Source organism: Synechococcus sp. RC10B2, assembly GCF_047502635.1.
This window is the reverse complement of the sequence record NZ_JANSHO010000088.1, coordinates 1-14,915: the sequence shown is the minus strand read 5'-3', so window position 1 is coordinate 14,915 and position 14,915 is coordinate 1. Positions and strand designations below refer to the sequence as shown.

The 14,915-nt window shown below is 62.8% G+C and carries 13 protein-coding genes and 1 tRNA gene; 6 read left to right on the top strand and 8 right to left on the bottom strand.

Going from position 1 to position 14,915, the window contains the following annotated elements; genetic code table 11:
* Positions 1 to 37 precede the first annotated feature (37 nt).
* The 3 genes from NW855_RS13890 to NW855_RS13880 all read left to right on the top strand — a co-directional run bounded on the left by NW855_RS13890 (position 38) and on the right by NW855_RS13880 (position 2,514).
* The gene (locus tag NW855_RS13890; protein WP_414508955.1) at positions 38 to 871 is read left to right on the top strand and encodes a hypothetical protein; all 834 of its coding nucleotides are present in this window, start codon (positions 38 to 40) and stop codon (positions 869 to 871) included.
* A 12-nt stretch (positions 872 to 883) separates the two neighbouring features.
* Positions 884 to 2,368: a hypothetical protein gene (locus NW855_RS13885; RefSeq protein ID WP_414508954.1), complete on the top strand. Its 1,485-nt coding sequence runs from the start codon at positions 884 to 886 to the stop codon at positions 2,366 to 2,368.
* A 71-nt stretch (positions 2,369 to 2,439) separates the two neighbouring features.
* Positions 2,440 to 2,514 (top strand) — tRNA-Lys (locus NW855_RS13880).
* On the opposite strand, the gene NW855_RS13875 is transcribed toward NW855_RS13880, so the two are convergent.
* The 3 genes from NW855_RS13875 to NW855_RS13865 all read right to left on the bottom strand — a co-directional run bounded on the left by NW855_RS13875 (position 2,515) and on the right by NW855_RS13865 (position 4,396).
* The gene (locus NW855_RS13875) at positions 2,515 to 2,886 is read right to left on the bottom strand and encodes a hypothetical protein (protein WP_414508953.1); all 372 of its coding nucleotides are present in this window, start codon (positions 2,884 to 2,886) and stop codon (positions 2,515 to 2,517) included.
* Positions 2,887 to 2,969: 83 nt separating this feature from the next.
* Positions 2,970 to 3,716, bottom strand: coding sequence for a hypothetical protein (locus NW855_RS13870; RefSeq protein ID WP_414508952.1), 747 nt, complete (start codon positions 3,714 to 3,716; stop codon positions 2,970 to 2,972).
* Positions 3,713 to 4,396, bottom strand: coding sequence for a zf-HC2 domain-containing protein (locus tag NW855_RS13865; RefSeq protein WP_414508951.1), 684 nt, complete (start codon positions 4,394 to 4,396; stop codon positions 3,713 to 3,715). The genes NW855_RS13870 and NW855_RS13865 overlap by 4 nt, the downstream gene beginning before the upstream one ends.
* A gap of 51 nt (positions 4,397 to 4,447) precedes the next feature.
* On the opposite strand from NW855_RS13865, the gene uvrC reads away from it, so the two are divergent.
* On the top strand, positions 4,448 to 6,274 hold the full coding sequence (gene uvrC / locus NW855_RS13860; protein ID WP_414508950.1) for an excinuclease ABC subunit UvrC: 1,827 nt from the start codon (positions 4,448 to 4,450) through the stop codon (positions 6,272 to 6,274).
* Positions 6,275 to 6,282: 8 nt separating this feature from the next.
* Here the strand turns inward: uvrC and NW855_RS13855 are convergent, their stop codons facing one another.
* The 5 genes from NW855_RS13855 to NW855_RS13835 are packed head-to-tail and all read right to left on the bottom strand — an operon-like array spanning position 6,283 to position 12,392.
* Positions 6,283 to 6,633 carry a TnsA endonuclease N-terminal domain-containing protein gene (locus tag NW855_RS13855; RefSeq protein WP_414508949.1) on the bottom strand — a complete coding sequence of 117 codons (351 nt, stop codon included), beginning with the start codon at positions 6,631 to 6,633 and terminating at the stop codon, positions 6,283 to 6,285.
* The gene (locus NW855_RS13850; RefSeq protein ID WP_414508948.1) at positions 6,623 to 8,647 is read right to left on the bottom strand and encodes a DEAD/DEAH box helicase; all 2,025 of its coding nucleotides are present in this window, start codon (positions 8,645 to 8,647) and stop codon (positions 6,623 to 6,625) included. Before NW855_RS13850 ends, NW855_RS13855 begins: the two co-directional genes overlap by 11 nt.
* A 3-nt stretch (positions 8,648 to 8,650) precedes the next feature.
* Positions 8,651 to 9,229: a hypothetical protein gene (locus NW855_RS13845; RefSeq protein ID WP_414508947.1), complete on the bottom strand. Its 579-nt coding sequence runs from the start codon at positions 9,227 to 9,229 to the stop codon at positions 8,651 to 8,653.
* Between the two features lie 3 nt (positions 9,230 to 9,232).
* Complete coding sequence (locus NW855_RS13840; RefSeq protein ID WP_414508946.1) at positions 9,233 to 10,513, bottom strand: HD domain-containing protein; 1,281 nt, start codon at positions 10,511 to 10,513, stop codon at positions 9,233 to 9,235.
* A gap of 1 nt (position 10,514) precedes the next feature.
* Complete coding sequence (locus tag NW855_RS13835; RefSeq protein WP_414508945.1) at positions 10,515 to 12,392, bottom strand: DNA-methyltransferase; 1,878 nt, start codon at positions 12,390 to 12,392, stop codon at positions 10,515 to 10,517.
* Between the two features lie 101 nt (positions 12,393 to 12,493).
* Here NW855_RS13835 and lysS point away from each other — a divergent pair, with 101 nt between their 5' ends.
* Both lysS and NW855_RS13825 read left to right on the top strand, forming a co-directional pair.
* Entirely contained in the window at positions 12,494 to 13,996 is a 1,503-nt protein-coding gene (gene lysS / locus NW855_RS13830; RefSeq protein ID WP_414508944.1) for a lysine--tRNA ligase, read from the top strand.
* A gap of 3 nt (positions 13,997 to 13,999) precedes the next feature.
* Positions 14,000 to 14,743, top strand: coding sequence for a metal ABC transporter solute-binding protein, Zn/Mn family (locus NW855_RS13825; protein WP_414508943.1), 744 nt, complete (start codon positions 14,000 to 14,002; stop codon positions 14,741 to 14,743).
* Positions 14,744 to 14,915: the final 172 nt, after the last annotated feature.

Sequence of the window (14,915 nt, the reverse complement as noted above, 5' to 3'; positions counted from 1 at the left end):
TCCCCCAAATGGTGCATAATCTTGCTGGAGGCGCGCCATGCAAAGGAGACTCGTCTCTTTGGGGCTAATTCTACTGAGCGCGCTGGGGAGCGTCTCCCTGATGCGCGCGATTGCCGACAACTTCGACCCTGCCGAGAAGCGCTGCGCCCAGAACATGTACCGACTGGGGCTGGCGCTGCGGATGTATCTGGCAGACTGGGACGAAGTGTTTCCGATGGCTTACGAACGCTTCTCGAACACGCAGCCGTGGGGGTGGAATCAGCCCGTTGCCGTGCCGCGCAACTGGCAGACGGGCAGCCCGCACGGTGGCGAGACTTGGGCGAACTCGCTGCTGCCGTACCTGCGTTGGTATGGGCAACCCATCAGTCAACTGAGCTGCCCTGCGACCCTGCCGCATAAGCTACCAGGCGTCGACTACACCCAGCGCGTGCGGTCGCCTGCGCCCGTAAGCTATGCCTACAACGGCTACCTGCACACCTATCCGCAACCGCTTGTGAGCGACCCCAGCCTGCTGCCGACCATCTGGGAAGGGCTGGGACGCGAACACTGGGTGGGCTTCGCGCCTGTGAACCCGATTCTGCGCTGCGACCGTCCCGACAAACTGTGCCAATTCACTCCGTGCCAAGACCCGAACACGACCTACCCGCTGGGCGAGGTACGCCTGCCCCAGCAGTCCGTGTGGATTCACAAGAGCGGGGTTCACTTCATCACGCTGGAGTTGTCGCTGCAGACCCGACGGCTGGGCGCGCGAATCGCCCCGAATAGCACGAACCCCGCTATTGACCCGTTTGACGGCTACAACGCGCAGGGCATTCCGAGCGTCGCCCGTACCGACGCCTGCGGAATCCTGCCGCTGTTTGCGCCGCGATAAGGAGGGATTGCCATGCGAGCGACGATTGTATCAGGTCTTCTGGCAAGTTTGTTGACACTGGCGTCGGCGCAGGTGCGCGTGGTGTGGCGCTATGTCTACACCCCGCCGCAGGATGACCTCGCCGCGCACCTAGAGCGCGCCGTGCGCCTATCGGACGGCGGGCTAATGCTGCTGGGCTGGGTGGAGACGCCGCTGAACGGGCGCGACGCGCTTGCCATCCGCTTGCTACCGAGCGGCGCGGAAGCGTGGGTCTACCAAGTAGACGGCGCGGGCTTCGACGACGCCTTCGTCGATGCTATAGAAAGCGCGAACGAGCTGCGCCTGCTGGGGCAGTTCACCGACGCCGACGGCTACCTGTCCGCGCAGGTGCATCGCCTCACCCCCGCTGGGCAGCCGATTGGGGTGTTCACGCTTAGCCGCACGCCGAACACGCATCTGCGCCCGCTGCGGTTCAGCGACTATGACCAATCCAACGCTAATGTGGTTGCTGAGGTGGTGCAGGGAGGCGTGAGTCAAACGCTGTTCTACAACGCGTCAATTTCTGGCTATCGTCCCTTCAGTCCGTTCAGCTTCCGTCCTTGGGGCGTGCTGCCTGGCGATGTGGCGGTAGACTATCCGAGCGCGATTCTCGGCACAGTCGCGACGGCGAACAACTCGGTCGACGCGATATTTTCCACGCTGAATTACGGTCTCCATCGATATTCAGGCGCGCCGCGCGGGGTGGACATCCCTGCGGTTGGCGCGGTGCAGCGGTTCGCGGAGCGAGTCAATTACTATGTAGGCGTTCAGTCAGAAGGCGGCGTATTCGGCGAAGACGCCGTGCTGATTCGCTACAGCATCCTGGGTACTGTGGTGTGGGGCTACCGCTACACGAATCAGTGGCACGACGACTACGCCGAAGACCTCGCGATAGACGCGCAGGGCAACGCCTCGCTGTTGGTGAAGTCGGTGCTGTGGCAAGGCGAGCCGTATGAGCGGCGCACCCTGCGTCTGGTACGCTTCTCCGAGAACGGTAGGTTGCTGTCCGACGCGGAGCTGGTAGAGGATGGGCGTCCGTACCTGTCGGGCTTGGTGCGCGTGAACGAGACGGGGCAGCGGTATGTGGCGGTGTCGGGCGCAGTGCTTCCCGACGCGCCGCAGGGTGTCTCGCTGCTGGCGCGGGTGGACGCGAGCGGTCAGTTCCTGTGGCGCTTCGTCAGCGAGGTCGATTACGACGCGCTGTTCGCAGAGTCTGACGGCAGCCTACTGACGGCTGGGTCGCTGGTCTTCGAGGGGCAGGGCTTCCCCACACCGTACTACCGCCGCGTCGTGGCGGTTCGGTACGCGCCCAACGGCGACCTTGACGGCAACGGCTGCGTGGATGACGCCGACCTGCTGCAGGTACTGTTCGCGTTTGGGCAGCAGGGCGCCGACCTCGCCGCCGACCTCAACGGCGACGCCCTCGTCGACGACGCCGACCTGCTACAGGTGCTGTTCGCCTTCGGCGAGGGGTGCTGAACTCGGTACGGGCGCGGTCGCCGCGCCCGTACTTGCAATCCCGCCTCTGCGTTGGGTATACTCTCTGCCGTGAGCCGGTAGCTCAGCGGTAGAGCAACGGACTTTTAATCCGTGGGTCGTGGGTTCGATCCCCACCCGGCTCACCACTACGGATTCCCAAGCTCGTTTATTCCCGCCAGCGCCAGCCCGAAACTAATCAGGCTCCATACCAGCCCGATGTAGAGGCAACTCAGCCCCAGCATGCCGATTTTCAGCGCGAGGATGATGTAGCCCTGCGGTACAGTGGTCGCCGTGCGCTCGCCCTGCGCAATCGCCTGCGCCGTCAGCGCGGCATCAATCACCCCGTACACCCACGGCAGAATCAGCCAGCCCGTCAGCAGAATCAGCACGCCCTTGAGCCAGTCGCCGTTGTAGAACTGCCCCAGCCCAGGCACGAACAGGCTGAACACGCCCGCCCAGAAGGGGCTTTGGGTGTGGCGGTTCACAGCGCAGTGTTCGCAATACGGTTGCGCGTTCACCCGCACGAGGCACACTTCACACACGGGACGCTGGCACTCGGTACACTGGGCGACGGCGGGCGTGTGCGGGTGCAGGTAGCAGGTCATCGCGGTTGTTGCGCCTCCTGTTCGCGCTTGGCGCGGTCGGTCAGGTGCTTGACATACGCGCCGCAGATCGGGCAGTAGCGCCAGTCGAGCTGCAGGGCGTAGCGGCACTTGGGGCAGCGCAGGGGCTGGTCGGGCGCGACGGGTCGGCTGGGCGCAGTGCGCGGGTTGGCGGGCGCGGAACGCGCAGGGGGCGTCTGCGCGGTCGGCGCGGCGGCTGGGCGCGCTTGGGGCGTGCCACTGGGCGCAATCACATACCCGTCGCCCTGCTTCTGCCAGCGCAGTCCCGTGCCGTCGCACAGGGCGTCCAGCGCGGCTTCCACCGACACGCTCGGCAGGTTCAGGTTGAAGCGCAGGTCGGGTGTGTCGGGGCTAACGGTCACCTTCACGCCCGCCTGCTTGCTAATTTCGGCGGCAATCCCGCGCAGGGTCAGCCCGCTGCCGACCAGTCGCACCGTGCGCGGTCGCTCCGTCGCCTGCACGGGCGGGGGCGGCGGGGCAGCGGCAAGCGGCGCGATGTAGTAGACCCCGTCGCGTATGCTGTAGCGCGTGTTGGTCGCCTCGCACAGCAGTTGCAGCGCACGCAGAAACGGCGTCTCGCGCAGCGTCAGATACACAGGGCGCGCGATGTCCACCTGCAGCACGAAGTCCACCTTCGCCTGCGCAAACAGCTCCGCGAACACCTCGCGGGCGTCCTTGCCGCGCGATTCCAGCGTAATCAGCGTCTCTTGCCGTCGGAACATCATCGCTTCTCCTGTAGGCGTTTGCGCTGAATCAGGTTGCCTTCGGCGTCGTAGACCTCCACCGTGCCTTCGGGGGGCGTAGTGGCGGGCGGGGCGGGTTGTTTGGGGGGCTGGCTGGCGCGTCGTGGCGGGGCAGGTCGCGTGGGCGTGGCGCGGCGTGTGGGCGCAGGAGGCGCAGCGCGCGGGGGCGTCTCGGCGGGCTTGGGCGCGACTTCAACAGGCTTCGGCTCAGCGGGCGGTGTCGCGAGAGGCGCGAGTTCTGGGCGCACGGCAGGCTGTGGCTCCGTCGGCACAGGGGTCGGCGCAGCGATTGCGCTCTCGGCGACGGCGGCAGCGGCAGGCTCCGCTACGCCCCGCGCCGTCAGCCGCTCCAGCAACGCCTCGCCTTGCACGCGCCAGAGATACACCCCCACGCCCAGCAGCAGCGCAAGGATTGCGACCGCCGCCGCACGGCTGGGGGTCAGCGCGGGCTTTGGGCGTTGCAGCGCGCGCTGCTGCTCTGGGGTCAGCGGCTTGCCCGCCGCCAGCGCGTTCAACGCCTCCTGCGCCTGCGTAAACTCCACACGGCACGGGATACACACCTGCAGGTGCGCCTCGACCTGACGCTTCTGCGGCGCGGGCAGCGTGCCGTCTAAGTACCGCCACTTGCGCTGACGCACCCAACCGCACTTGACCTGTCCCATCGCCTCACCTCGCCGCTACTATTGTACCAGCCCAAAGGTACAATTCATGCGATGTCCGAGAGCCTGCAGGCGAAACTCAAGACGCTGCCGAAGCAGTCGGGGTGCTATATCTTCAAGGACGCGCAGGGCGCGGTGCTGTATGTCGGCAAGGCGGTCAACCTGCGCCAGCGCGTGCGCTCCTACTTCCAAAAGTCGGCGCAGCACACCCCCAAAACCGCCCGCATGGTGCGCAAAATCGCCGACCTGGAGTGGATTGTCACCGACAGCGAGCTGGAGGCGCTGATTCTGGAGTGCAATCTCATCAAAAAGCACCGCCCCCCGTACAATGTGCTGATGCGCGACGACAAGTCGTACCCGTACTTGTGCCTGACGGTGCGCGAGCGGTTCCCGCGCCTGCTGGTGACGCGCCGCGTGCGCCAAGACGGCAACCGCTACTTCGGTCCGTTCGCGAACTCAGGCGCGGTGTGGGAGACGCACCGCCTGCTGCACCGCACCTTCCCGCTAATCCCGTGCGGCAAGGTGTGGGACGGCACGCCCAAGCAGCGCCCGTGCCTGTATCATCACATGGGGCGTTGCCTTGCGCCCTGCGCGGGGCAGGCAGACGCCGAGCAGTACCGCCAGATTGTGCAGCAGGTCGCGCTGTTTCTGGAGGGTAAGGGCGACGACCTGCTGCGCCAACTCACGGCGCAGATGGAGCAGGCAGCAGAGAACTTGGAGTTCGAGCGCGCCGCTGCCCTGCGCGACCAAATCCGCGCTCTGCAGGAGGTACTGCAACGCCAAAAAGTCGTGCAGCCCGACGGCGTGAACGAGGATGTGATTGCCCTCGTGAAAGACGAGCGCGGCGCGTGCGTGCAGATGTTTTTCATCCGCAACGGCAAACTGCTGGGGCAACGCGCATACTTCCTCTCCGAAGGCGCGGAAGAGAACCCCAACGCGATTATGAACGAGTTCCTGAAGCAGTATTACCAAGACGCGCCCGAAGTGCCTGACCGAATCTTGTTGCCCTATGAGGTGACCGAGGCGCAGATTATCGCGCAGTGGCTGCGTCAGAGGCGCGGGCGCGGGGTGGAGATTCGCGTGCCGCATCGCGGCGAGGACGCGCAACTGCTCGAACTCGCCGCGCACAACGCCGAACTCGCCCTGCAGAGCCTGCGCGAGGAACTGGCGCACCAGACCGAATGGGTGGCGACTGCGCTGCAGGAGTTGCAAGACGCGCTGGGGCTGCCGAACCCGCCTCTGCGCATCGAGGCATACGACATCTCCAACATTCAGGGCACGGCGCCCGTCGGCAGCATGGTGGTCATGGAGAACGGGCAGCCCAAAAAGTCGGACTATCGGCGGTTCCGCATCCGTTGGCATCCCGAAAGCCCCGACGACTTCGCAATGATGCGCGAGGTGATTACGCGCCGTCTGCGCGAGGCGCTCTCAGGCGACGAGAAGTGGCGCACGCTGCCCGACCTGATGCTCATTGATGGGGGCAAGGGTCAGCTGAACGCCGCGCTGGAGGCGATGCGCGCGCTGGGGCTGCAAATCCCCGCGGTCGGGCTTGCCAAGCGACACGAGCTGATTATCCTGCCCGACGCCGACGAGCCGCTGGAGCTGCCCCGCCACAGCAAGGGGCTGCAACTGCTGCAGCGCATCCGCGACGAGGCGCACCGCTTCGCGCTCAGCTACCACCGCAAGCTGCGCGACCAGCGCGCGGTCAAATCGCCGCTGGACGAGATCCCCGGCGTCGGACCGCGCCGTAAAAAGATGCTGCTGCGCCTGTTCGGCTCCATCGACCGCATCCGCGCGGCGAGCGTGGACGAGTTGGCGTCCGTGCCGACGATGACGCGCAAACTCGCCCAGCAGGTGTTGGACTACCTGCGCGAGGGGTGATGGGTAGGTCAGCCCAGCGTGGCAATCTGGTACTCGATGCCCCGCTTTTTGCACCAGAGTTCCGCCGCGCTGCGCTTGCGCTGCACATCGTCCGAATCGACGCGGCTGGGGTCTTTCACCTCAATCAGCGCGATGCGCCCGTCGGTATACTCCACCAGAAAGTCGGGCTTGTAGCGTCGCATGCGCCCCTGACGGTCTACCCAGTGGATGGTCACATCGTGCCGTTTCATCCACTTCGCGACGGTCGGGTCGCGCTCCAGACGCTCCATCATCCGCCGCTCCAAGTCGCTCTCGTAGCGCTCGAGGTTCCAAGGACTTTTGGTTGGCTTTTCGAAAATCCCGCGCTTGCTAATCGCCATACTTCACAATCCCCCCGATCAGTCCTGGAATCGCGCGCACGCGCTCTTTGATTTGCGGCAGCATCTTCCAGACATACTCCAAGTCTTGGCGTGCGCTCATGCCCAGCGACTTGCCGTTCAGGAACTTGGCGCGGATATGGTGCAGCAGTGCGCTGTAGACCTTGCCCTTGTTGTCCAGCACGGCGTAGCCCGCCTCGTCGAGCAGCTCTTCGGCGATTTCGAGCAGGCGTGTCTTGATGGCGTCGCGCAACTCCTCGTCGCTCCAGCGGGGTGTGTACGGCTCGCCCTTCTCGCGGATTTCGGGCGGCGACTGGATCGTGCGCCACGGCTCGCTGCCCAGCTCGCGCCCGACGACGCTCTCGATGTCCACGCGCGTGATTTCGACGGCGACGGGTTCGTACTCGATCGCGTCCAGCAGCGCTTTCCAGTCGCGGCGCGGCTCGGCAGTGCGCACAGTAATCTCCACCGTGAACTCGCCGTCGTCCTGATAGTCGGGCAGCTCGTCGGGGATGCGGATCACCAAGTGCGGTTTCGCCAGCGTCTGCTTCGGCGGCGGCGGGGGCAGGTCTTCCGTCTCGTCGAACAGGTCATCGATGGAAACATTCTCGCGCTTTTTGGCGTTGAAGATGTCCCACAGCCACTGATGCTCCAGTTTCGGGTGGTCGACGATGGCGCAGATTTGGGGTTCGTCGGGGTCGACGCCGTGCGTGCGCACGCGGCGCAGCCCGCGCCCAATCACCTGCTGCCCGTAGACCCGACTGCTGAACTTGCGCAGCAGCAGGATTACGCCCACTTCGGGCACATCCCAGCCCTCGCGCAGCATCAGCACGCTCACGACCGCCTTGTAGGGCTTGCCCGCCTGCAACGCCTTGCCCAGCTCCTGCGCCTTGCGGCGGTCTTCCTCGTCGCTGTCTTCGGTGACCAGCAGTGTTTTGACTTTGAAGTAGTGGTTCAGCGTCTGGGCGGCTTTTTCGGCGTCCGCCTTGCACACCGCCACCACGAACAGGATGGGCTGATAGCGTCCGTTGGCGCGCCGCTCCTGCTCCTCCAGACGCTTGAGAGCGATTGCCATCTGCTGGCGCATCGGCTCATCGTCGGTCACCCACTGGGTAGCGGTCAGCCCCAGACGGTCAACTTCGTCCCAGTCGATCTCTTCCACTTTGCGCCGTTCGCCCGTGCGGGCGTCCGTGTAGGTCAGCTCGACAGTCTGGATGCTCGGCTGGTACACCACAGGCGTTTTGACCAGCCCGTCGGCAAGCGCGTCTTGGATGGAGTATTCATAGATGAGGTCGCTGTCTGGGGTCTGCCCGTCGGCGCGTTCGGGCGTCGCCGTGAGGTCAATCCGCAACAGCGTCTTGGGCGCGAGGCGTTGCAGGGTGGCGTCCCATTCGGGCGCGGGCGAGTTGTGCGCCTCGTCGTTGAACAGCACGAAGTCGGGTCCGTTCAGCAGCGCCGACAAGTTGCTCTGCCCGCTCGTGTTGCTCGTGTAGAACTGGTGGATGTTGCCCAGAATGATGTTCGAGCTGAACAGGTTCGCCCAGCCGCCGCCTTTGCCCCCGCCCAGCGTGGTCAGGATAAAATCCTGCGGGCAGCACTCTGCCCAGTCGGGGATGAGGGCGCGGTCGCGGAAGACTTTGCCGCCTACGAAGTCGCTCTCCAGTCGGTCGCGCACGATCAGGTTCGGGCACAGCACGACGAACTTCTGGACGCCGTGCGCGATGCGCAGCCAGGCGATAATCGCCGCCATCAGCGCGGTTTTGCCCCCGCCCGTCACGATGTTCAGCAGCAGCCCCTGCTTGCCAATCGCAGATTTGCCCAGCACCTCGTGGCAGTAGACGACGCGCAGGAACGCCTCCCACTGGTGGCGCCAGAGCGCGCCTGCGCGCGGCGACAGCTCGTCCTGCGGGTCGGTCAGGTACTCCAAGTAGCGGGAGGTCGCCTCCCGCACGCCGGGATACCCCTCCCGCCGCCACGCTTCAAAGTCCTGCTCATACGGGGTGAAGCAGTTGAACATGCTTTAGGATGCCTTCCTCTGGACATATTTTAGGATGCCTTCCTGTATGAGCTTCTCTGCAATCTGTCGAAGCCTTTCTCGAGGAAAATGGGGTTTTATTTCCTGAGCTACATCGAGTAGCTCGTCTATAGAAAGTTTCTCTTTACTGCCCTTGAACTCCCTGTCTATCCACACAATTGTCCCGACAGCTTCCATCTCCGAAGCGGAATAATCCTTGAAGCGTCCCACAACCCAGTCGATTGAGTCCTTGTGGTCTTCCAACAAGCGTGCTATCTGCGGATCTTGCAATAAATCATCGGCAAGGTGTCCAAGGGTAATCTTATAGCCATAGCCGTCTCCAGTGCTGTAATACTCTTCCTGCAAGGCATCCCAGAGTACGGCGATTGACAGGTCGTTTAGAACTTGCGTGGAGTAGGGACCGTAAAGGTACAACTCAAAGTCATATCCCAAAGGAACCTCCTTCACCGTTTGGAGGAGGTAAGCCATCTTCATTAGGGATGTGCGTCCACATTCACCCATTCGGCGCGCAATTGCCGTCAAAACTGCCACTCGCTCGTCAACATCCAACCAATCGTTCACCATTCCTTACCTCCTTACCAAGCGCGCTGCCTCGTCTTGCACTTCAGGCGCAACATATAAACGGTATAACTGTATTCCTTGCATCCCTTTCACAGGATGAGAATAATGGTGCAGGGGTACGGGAGAAGCCTCGAACAGCCGCTGAATCAGAATCTCCCCTGTGCCTGGATTATACCATGATTTCGGATGTTCAGACGAGTCCAAGTAAACTTCAGAGGTTATTTCTTGCCGAATCTGGTCAGCAGCCTGCTCGATTCGGCGAATATCCTCTCTGGAAGGGGTCTCCGATGTGGCGTCTACAAGCCTGTAGTGGTTCCGTTCCAAGATTCGTTTTCCATGAGAACCTGCCCTGTCACTCCTTATCTTGCCCAGAAACCACCAGTCGTCGTACCGTAGGTATTCCTGTGTCTCTTGTGGTGGAGGAAGTCCCCGATACGGCAAAGCAGATTTCATCGCTTCGGCGGTGTGGTAATCGTAGATGCGCCTCGTCTTATGATAGTAAACTTGTGTAAACATGTAGTAGCGCGCCAAAATCAGGCTTTCTGCAGCGTGCCAGCCATCTTCAGACACGCCTATTACAGGCTTCGGCTCTTTATCCTCGACTTTCGCAATAAACGCGCAGAGGCAGTTGATTAATCGGTCTAAGTCGTACACGCCGTAGCGGACACCTGCGTGGTAGGAGTCGCGCAGAAGGTAGTCCATCCGATCTGCATCCAACTGACTCACTAATATTTGACGCCAAAAAATAAGGCGCCGCGAGAAATTTGCTCTTTCATCGTATCTGCCTTCAATCATTTGCGCAATGTTGTCGGCGCGTATGCCATAGTTCTCGTTCATTCGGTGATTTTCAATCACCTCCCGCAGTTCCTGCCGAATAATCGCAGCGGTATAGTCTTCGTGCTTGTACCGCGTGCCATCTGGCTTTGTAGGCATAATCTCCTCGGCGGCGTGGGACAGCGGCGCGTGTCCCACATCGTGCAACAGCGCTGCCAGCCGCACAATCATCCGATCTCGGCGCAAGCCGTCGTCTTTGTAGACAAGTTCCGCCCCCAGAACTTCCCTGCTACGCGCCACTATCGAATCGTACATCCGCGTAGCGACATGCATCACTCCGAGCGAATGCTCGAAGCGCGTGTGAGTTGCGCCGGGGTAGACATAGTCTGTTAGCCCCAGCTGGCGGATGCGCCGCAGGCGCTGGAACGCAGGTTGATTAATGATGTCCCACTCCCATTCATTGAGCTCGATAAAGCCGTGAATTGGGCAACGAATCTCGTACTTTCGCTCCATCCTAACTCACCTCCAGCTCCCCCACCCACATCGCTTCGCCGCCTTTGTCGTCTTGAACCTTGCAGGCAATCGTGAACTTGCCCGCGCGCGGGAACTTGTAGACCACTGGCTCCGACGCCTTCGAAAGCGCGTACCCCTGCGTGCTGCGAAACTGACGCCCGTCGTAGTCGAAGTCCCACTGCACATTGATAATCCTCGCGCCGAGGTTGACCACCACCGTGTCGCTCACATCGAAGCGGTAGGTGAGCGACGCGACGCGCTCGTAGCCCACCTCCACACGCGGCGGCTGAATAAAAGTCAGGAAGTTCTCGTAGTCGGCGTGGTTGGTGCTGAGCTTCGCCACATGCTGGCGAAAGCGCGGCGAATCGATGCGTATCAGCTCCAGCCGAATGAAGTTCACATCGACGCCCGCGCGCCGACGCAACTGCTCGGCAGCCTCGCGCGCCTCGGGCGTGAACGCCCAGCCCAGCATAATCCCCTCGCGCAAGTCGGACTGCTGGTAGCGGATCGAGCGGCGGACGGCGTTCGCGAAGGCGACCACATCCGTGTGGCGCACCTCGTAGCGCGCGTCGGGCGGACAGACCCACACAGGCACGCTGCCCTTGTAGCCGTGAATGTGTGGCTCGTTCGGGTCGGTGTTCGGCGTCGCGCCGAAACAGCGCAGAATAAACGGGCGGAACTCGCCCTCGGGCATCTGCGTTAGTCGCCGCGCCTCGTACACGCCCCAATACTCGACCGTGAAGTCGGGGATGGCGAGATCCATCTGCAGCTGCTGTGCGCCGCGAATCAAGCGGTCGGCAGTGACGGCGACCGCCACGCGCGACTGGTCGCACGCAATCCACTGCCGCCCCAACCGCTGCGCCACCGCAGGCGTCGTCCCACCCCCACAGAAAAAGTCCGCCACCACATCGCCCTCCTGCGTGGACGCCTTGATGATACGCTCCACCAACGCCTCAGGCTTCTGAGTCGGGTAGCCGATACGCTCTTTGGCTACGGGATTGATGAAAGGGATTTCCCATACATCAGGCGCATATAGTGTTCTCTGCTCCGCATACACAATTTTGTCCCATTCCTCTGGCTTCACACGCCCTGCTTGAACAGCCTGTGTAAAAGCCTCGCGGTCGTATACTATTAACTGCCTTATCCTTTTGCCTCCCGACTCAACCGTGTTAGAGTTCCAACCTTTCTGCTTTCTTTCCTGCAGATACTCTCTGACTGGTATCTCAACCTTGTTAAAAAGGTATCTGTCCGACTTGCTGTAGAAGAGTATTACATCGTGCATTCGTTGAAAATTCGATTGCACATTAGTCCATCGTCTGTAGAACCACACTATCTCATTCCTAAAATTCTCATACCCGAAAATCTTATCCATCTCCACCTTGATATAGTGGCTGGCGTGCCAGTCGCAGTGGACATAGATGCTGCCCGTCTTTTTCAGCAGCCGTTTCATCTCGTACAGGCGGGCGTTGAGCCAAATCAGGTAGCCTGGCATCCCGCCTTCCCAGATGTCGGTGAACGAGCGCACCTCGTTCTGGTCGCCGAAGATGATGTTATATTGCCTGCCCGAGAAGAAGGGCGGGTCGATGTAAATCAGATCAATGCTCTCGCTGGGTAGTTGGCGCATCACATGCAGGTTGTCGCCCCAGATGAGTCGGTTCGCGGGCAGGTCGGGGTGTCCGAACGAGACGCGCTCCACGATTTGGAACGGCAGGCTGACGCGCGGGAAGAGTTTGTAGAAGCCCTTGCGTTTGTCCCAGCCGAGCGGCTCTTTTTCGACGGGGATTGTGCCGAACCGTACAGGCGGTCGCCAGAACTCTTCCTGCTGGGGCAGGGCTTCGACGCGCTCCTCGTCGTCGGTGGGCGGAATGTACGCCTCCATCGGTTCGCGGCTCACTTCACGCTCACTCATAGCACCACTATTCGCTAAGGCAGGCGGAATTCCTGCCATCCCACCGCGACGCTTCAGGTACAATTCCTGTCATGCACGACGAGAGCCGCCATCCCGCTACGGAAGAGAACCAACTGGTGCAGATTCGCAAGGAGAAACTCCAGCAGCTGCGGGCGCAGGGGCTGGACCCCTTCGCCGTTGAACGCTTCCCCATCACGCACACGCTTCAGCAAGTCCACGACGGCTACGCGACGCTGCAGGGGCAAACGGTCGCCGTCGCAGGGCGCATCACCGCCATCCGCAAGATGGGCAAGGCGACCTTCGCCGACCTGCTCGACTCGACTGGGCGACTGCAAATCTACCTCAAAGCCGACGAGCAGGGCGAGCGCTACGAACTGATTGACCTGTGGGACTTGGGCGATTACCTCGGCGTGGAAGGCTTCGTGTTCCAGACGCGCACAGGCGAGATCACCGTGCATGTGCAGCAGTTCACCCTGCTGGCGAAAGCCATCCGCCCCGTGCCGTTCCCCAAAGAGAAGGGCGAGCAACGCTGGTACGAACTGCACGATGTCGAGCAGCGCTACCGCCAGCGGTACTTAGACCTGCTGGTGAACCCCGACTCGCGCGCGCGGCTGCTGGCGCGCTGTGCGATGATTCGCGAAATCCGCCGTTTTCTGGACGCGCGCGGCTTTTTGGAGGTGGAGACGCCGATTCTGCAGCCGTTGGCGGGCGGCGCGGCGGCGCGCCCGTTTATCACGCACCACAACGCGCTGGATCGCGAGTTCCAACTGCGCATCGCGCTGGAGCTGCACCTCAAACGCCTGCTGATCGGCGGCATCGACCGCGTGTACGAAATCGGGCGCGTGTTCCGCAACGAGGGCATCTCCACCCGCCACAACCCCGAATTCACGATGCTGGAACTGTACCAAGCCTACGCCAACCTCGAAGACATCATGGCGCTGGTGGAGGAGCTGTTCCACCATGTTGCCGAGCAGGTGTTCGGCAGGACGGTGTTCGAGATGCACGGCGTGCAGGTGGACTTCAGCCAGCCGTGGCGGCGCGTGCGCCTGATGGACGCGATTCGCGAGCATACGGGGCTGACCGAAGCCGACTTCGAGACGCTGGAGCGCGCCGTCCAAGCCGCCGAGAAACTCGGCATTCATGTGGAGCGCAAGGACACCGTCGGCGGAATCATCGAGAAGGTGCTGGAAAAGTGCGTCGCGGAGCATCTGCAGCAGCCGACCTTCATATACGGCTTCCCGCTGGACACCTCGCCGCTGGCGAAGCGCGAACCCGACAACCCGCGCTTCACACGCCGCTTCGAAGGCTACATCTTCGGCAAGGAAGTCGCCAACGCCTTCTCGGAGCTGAACGACCCGCTGGAGCAGCGCGCCCGCTTCGAGCAGCAACTCGCGTTGCGTCAGGCAGGCGACGAGGAGGCGCACCCGTTCGACGAGGACTTCCTGCTGGCGATGGAGTACGGCATGCCCCCCGCAGGCGGGCTGGGCATCGGGATTGACCGCATGGCGATGCTGCTGACGGGGGCGGAGTCGATTCGCGAGGTCATCTTCTTCCCGCAGATGCGCGAGGGGTAGCCGATGTACGCGGCGACGCTGGCGGTAGTGGCGGACTGGGCGCGTGCGCTGGAGTTGCCCGTCGCCTTGTTGCAGCCGCGCAGCGCGGACGCGCACGAGACGCCGCTGAATGTGCGCATGGTGCGCAGGGCGTTGCAGGCAAAGGCGGTGCTTGCTGTCGGCGGCGGGCTGGAAGGCTACCTCCCCGCGCTGCAACGCGCCACACAGGGCAAAACGCCCATCCGCACGCTACTCGATCACCTGCGCCCCAAGCCCGACGACCTACATATTTGGCTGGACTTGGGCTACACGCGGCAGAGTTGCGAACAAATCCTGCGCTGGGCGGCGCAGGACGGGCTACTGGGACTGGCGCAGCGTCAGGCGTGGCGCCGAACCGAGCTGCTGTTTCGGCAGTTGGCAGTGCGCATGCGTGAGGCGCGCACGACGCTGCAGGGCAAGGCGTACCTCGCGGTTCACGACGCCTACCGCCCGCTAACGCAGCAGCTGGGCATGCGTTCGCTGGGCAGCCTGCAGCCCGACCACGAACGCCCGCCCAGTCTGCAGGCGTTTCGCGACGCCATCGCGCGGGCGCGTCGGGCGCGCGTGGCGATGGTGCTGTGCGCCGACGAGTCGCCGCTGGGCGCAACCGCCGCGCGCCTGCTCCAAGTCCCGCTGGTGCTTGCCGACACGCTGGAGATGCCCGACCCCCAGCGCGACTACTTCACGCGCATGGTGGGGCTGATTGACGCGCTGCAGCGGGCAATCTGATACCAACCGCGTGAGCAGAGTTTATGATTGCCCCCCTGAAAAGGGTACATCGGTTCGACACGGAGTCGCTGCGGCAGACAGGCGCGCCGTATTGCCCTCACCCCCTGTGTCCCCCTCTCCTTAAAGGGGTAGGTTTTTTTCGGGGCATCCGCCCATACCCAAAAGAAAGAGC

Excerpts from the sequence above, each read along its gene's own strand:
- NW855_RS13890 (WP_414508955.1), top strand. The coding sequence starts at position 38 with ATGCAAAGGAGACTCGTCTCTTTGGGGCTAATTCTACTGAGCGCGCTG.
- NW855_RS13885 (WP_414508954.1), top strand. The coding sequence starts at position 884 with ATGCGAGCGACGATTGTATCAGGTCTTCTGGCAAGTTTGTTGACACTG.
- NW855_RS13870 (WP_414508952.1), bottom strand. The coding sequence starts at position 3,716 with ATGATGTTCCGACGGCAAGAGACGCTGATTACGCTGGAATCGCGCGGC.
- NW855_RS13865 (WP_414508951.1), bottom strand. The coding sequence starts at position 4,396 with ATGGGACAGGTCAAGTGCGGTTGGGTGCGTCAGCGCAAGTGGCGGTAC.
- uvrC (WP_414508950.1), top strand. The coding sequence starts at position 4,448 with ATGTCCGAGAGCCTGCAGGCGAAACTCAAGACGCTGCCGAAGCAGTCG.
- NW855_RS13855 (WP_414508949.1), bottom strand. The coding sequence starts at position 6,633 with ATGGCGATTAGCAAGCGCGGGATTTTCGAAAAGCCAACCAAAAGTCCT.
- NW855_RS13850 (WP_414508948.1), bottom strand. The coding sequence starts at position 8,647 with ATGTTCAACTGCTTCACCCCGTATGAGCAGGACTTTGAAGCGTGGCGG.
- NW855_RS13845 (WP_414508947.1), bottom strand. The coding sequence starts at position 9,229 with ATGGTGAACGATTGGTTGGATGTTGACGAGCGAGTGGCAGTTTTGACG.
- NW855_RS13840 (WP_414508946.1), bottom strand. The coding sequence starts at position 10,513 with ATGGAGCGAAAGTACGAGATTCGTTGCCCAATTCACGGCTTTATCGAG.
- NW855_RS13835 (WP_414508945.1), bottom strand. The coding sequence starts at position 12,392 with ATGGAGGCGTACATTCCGCCCACCGACGACGAGGAGCGCGTCGAAGCC.
- lysS (WP_414508944.1), top strand. The coding sequence starts at position 12,494 with ATGCACGACGAGAGCCGCCATCCCGCTACGGAAGAGAACCAACTGGTG.
- NW855_RS13825 (WP_414508943.1), top strand. The coding sequence starts at position 14,000 with ATGTACGCGGCGACGCTGGCGGTAGTGGCGGACTGGGCGCGTGCGCTG.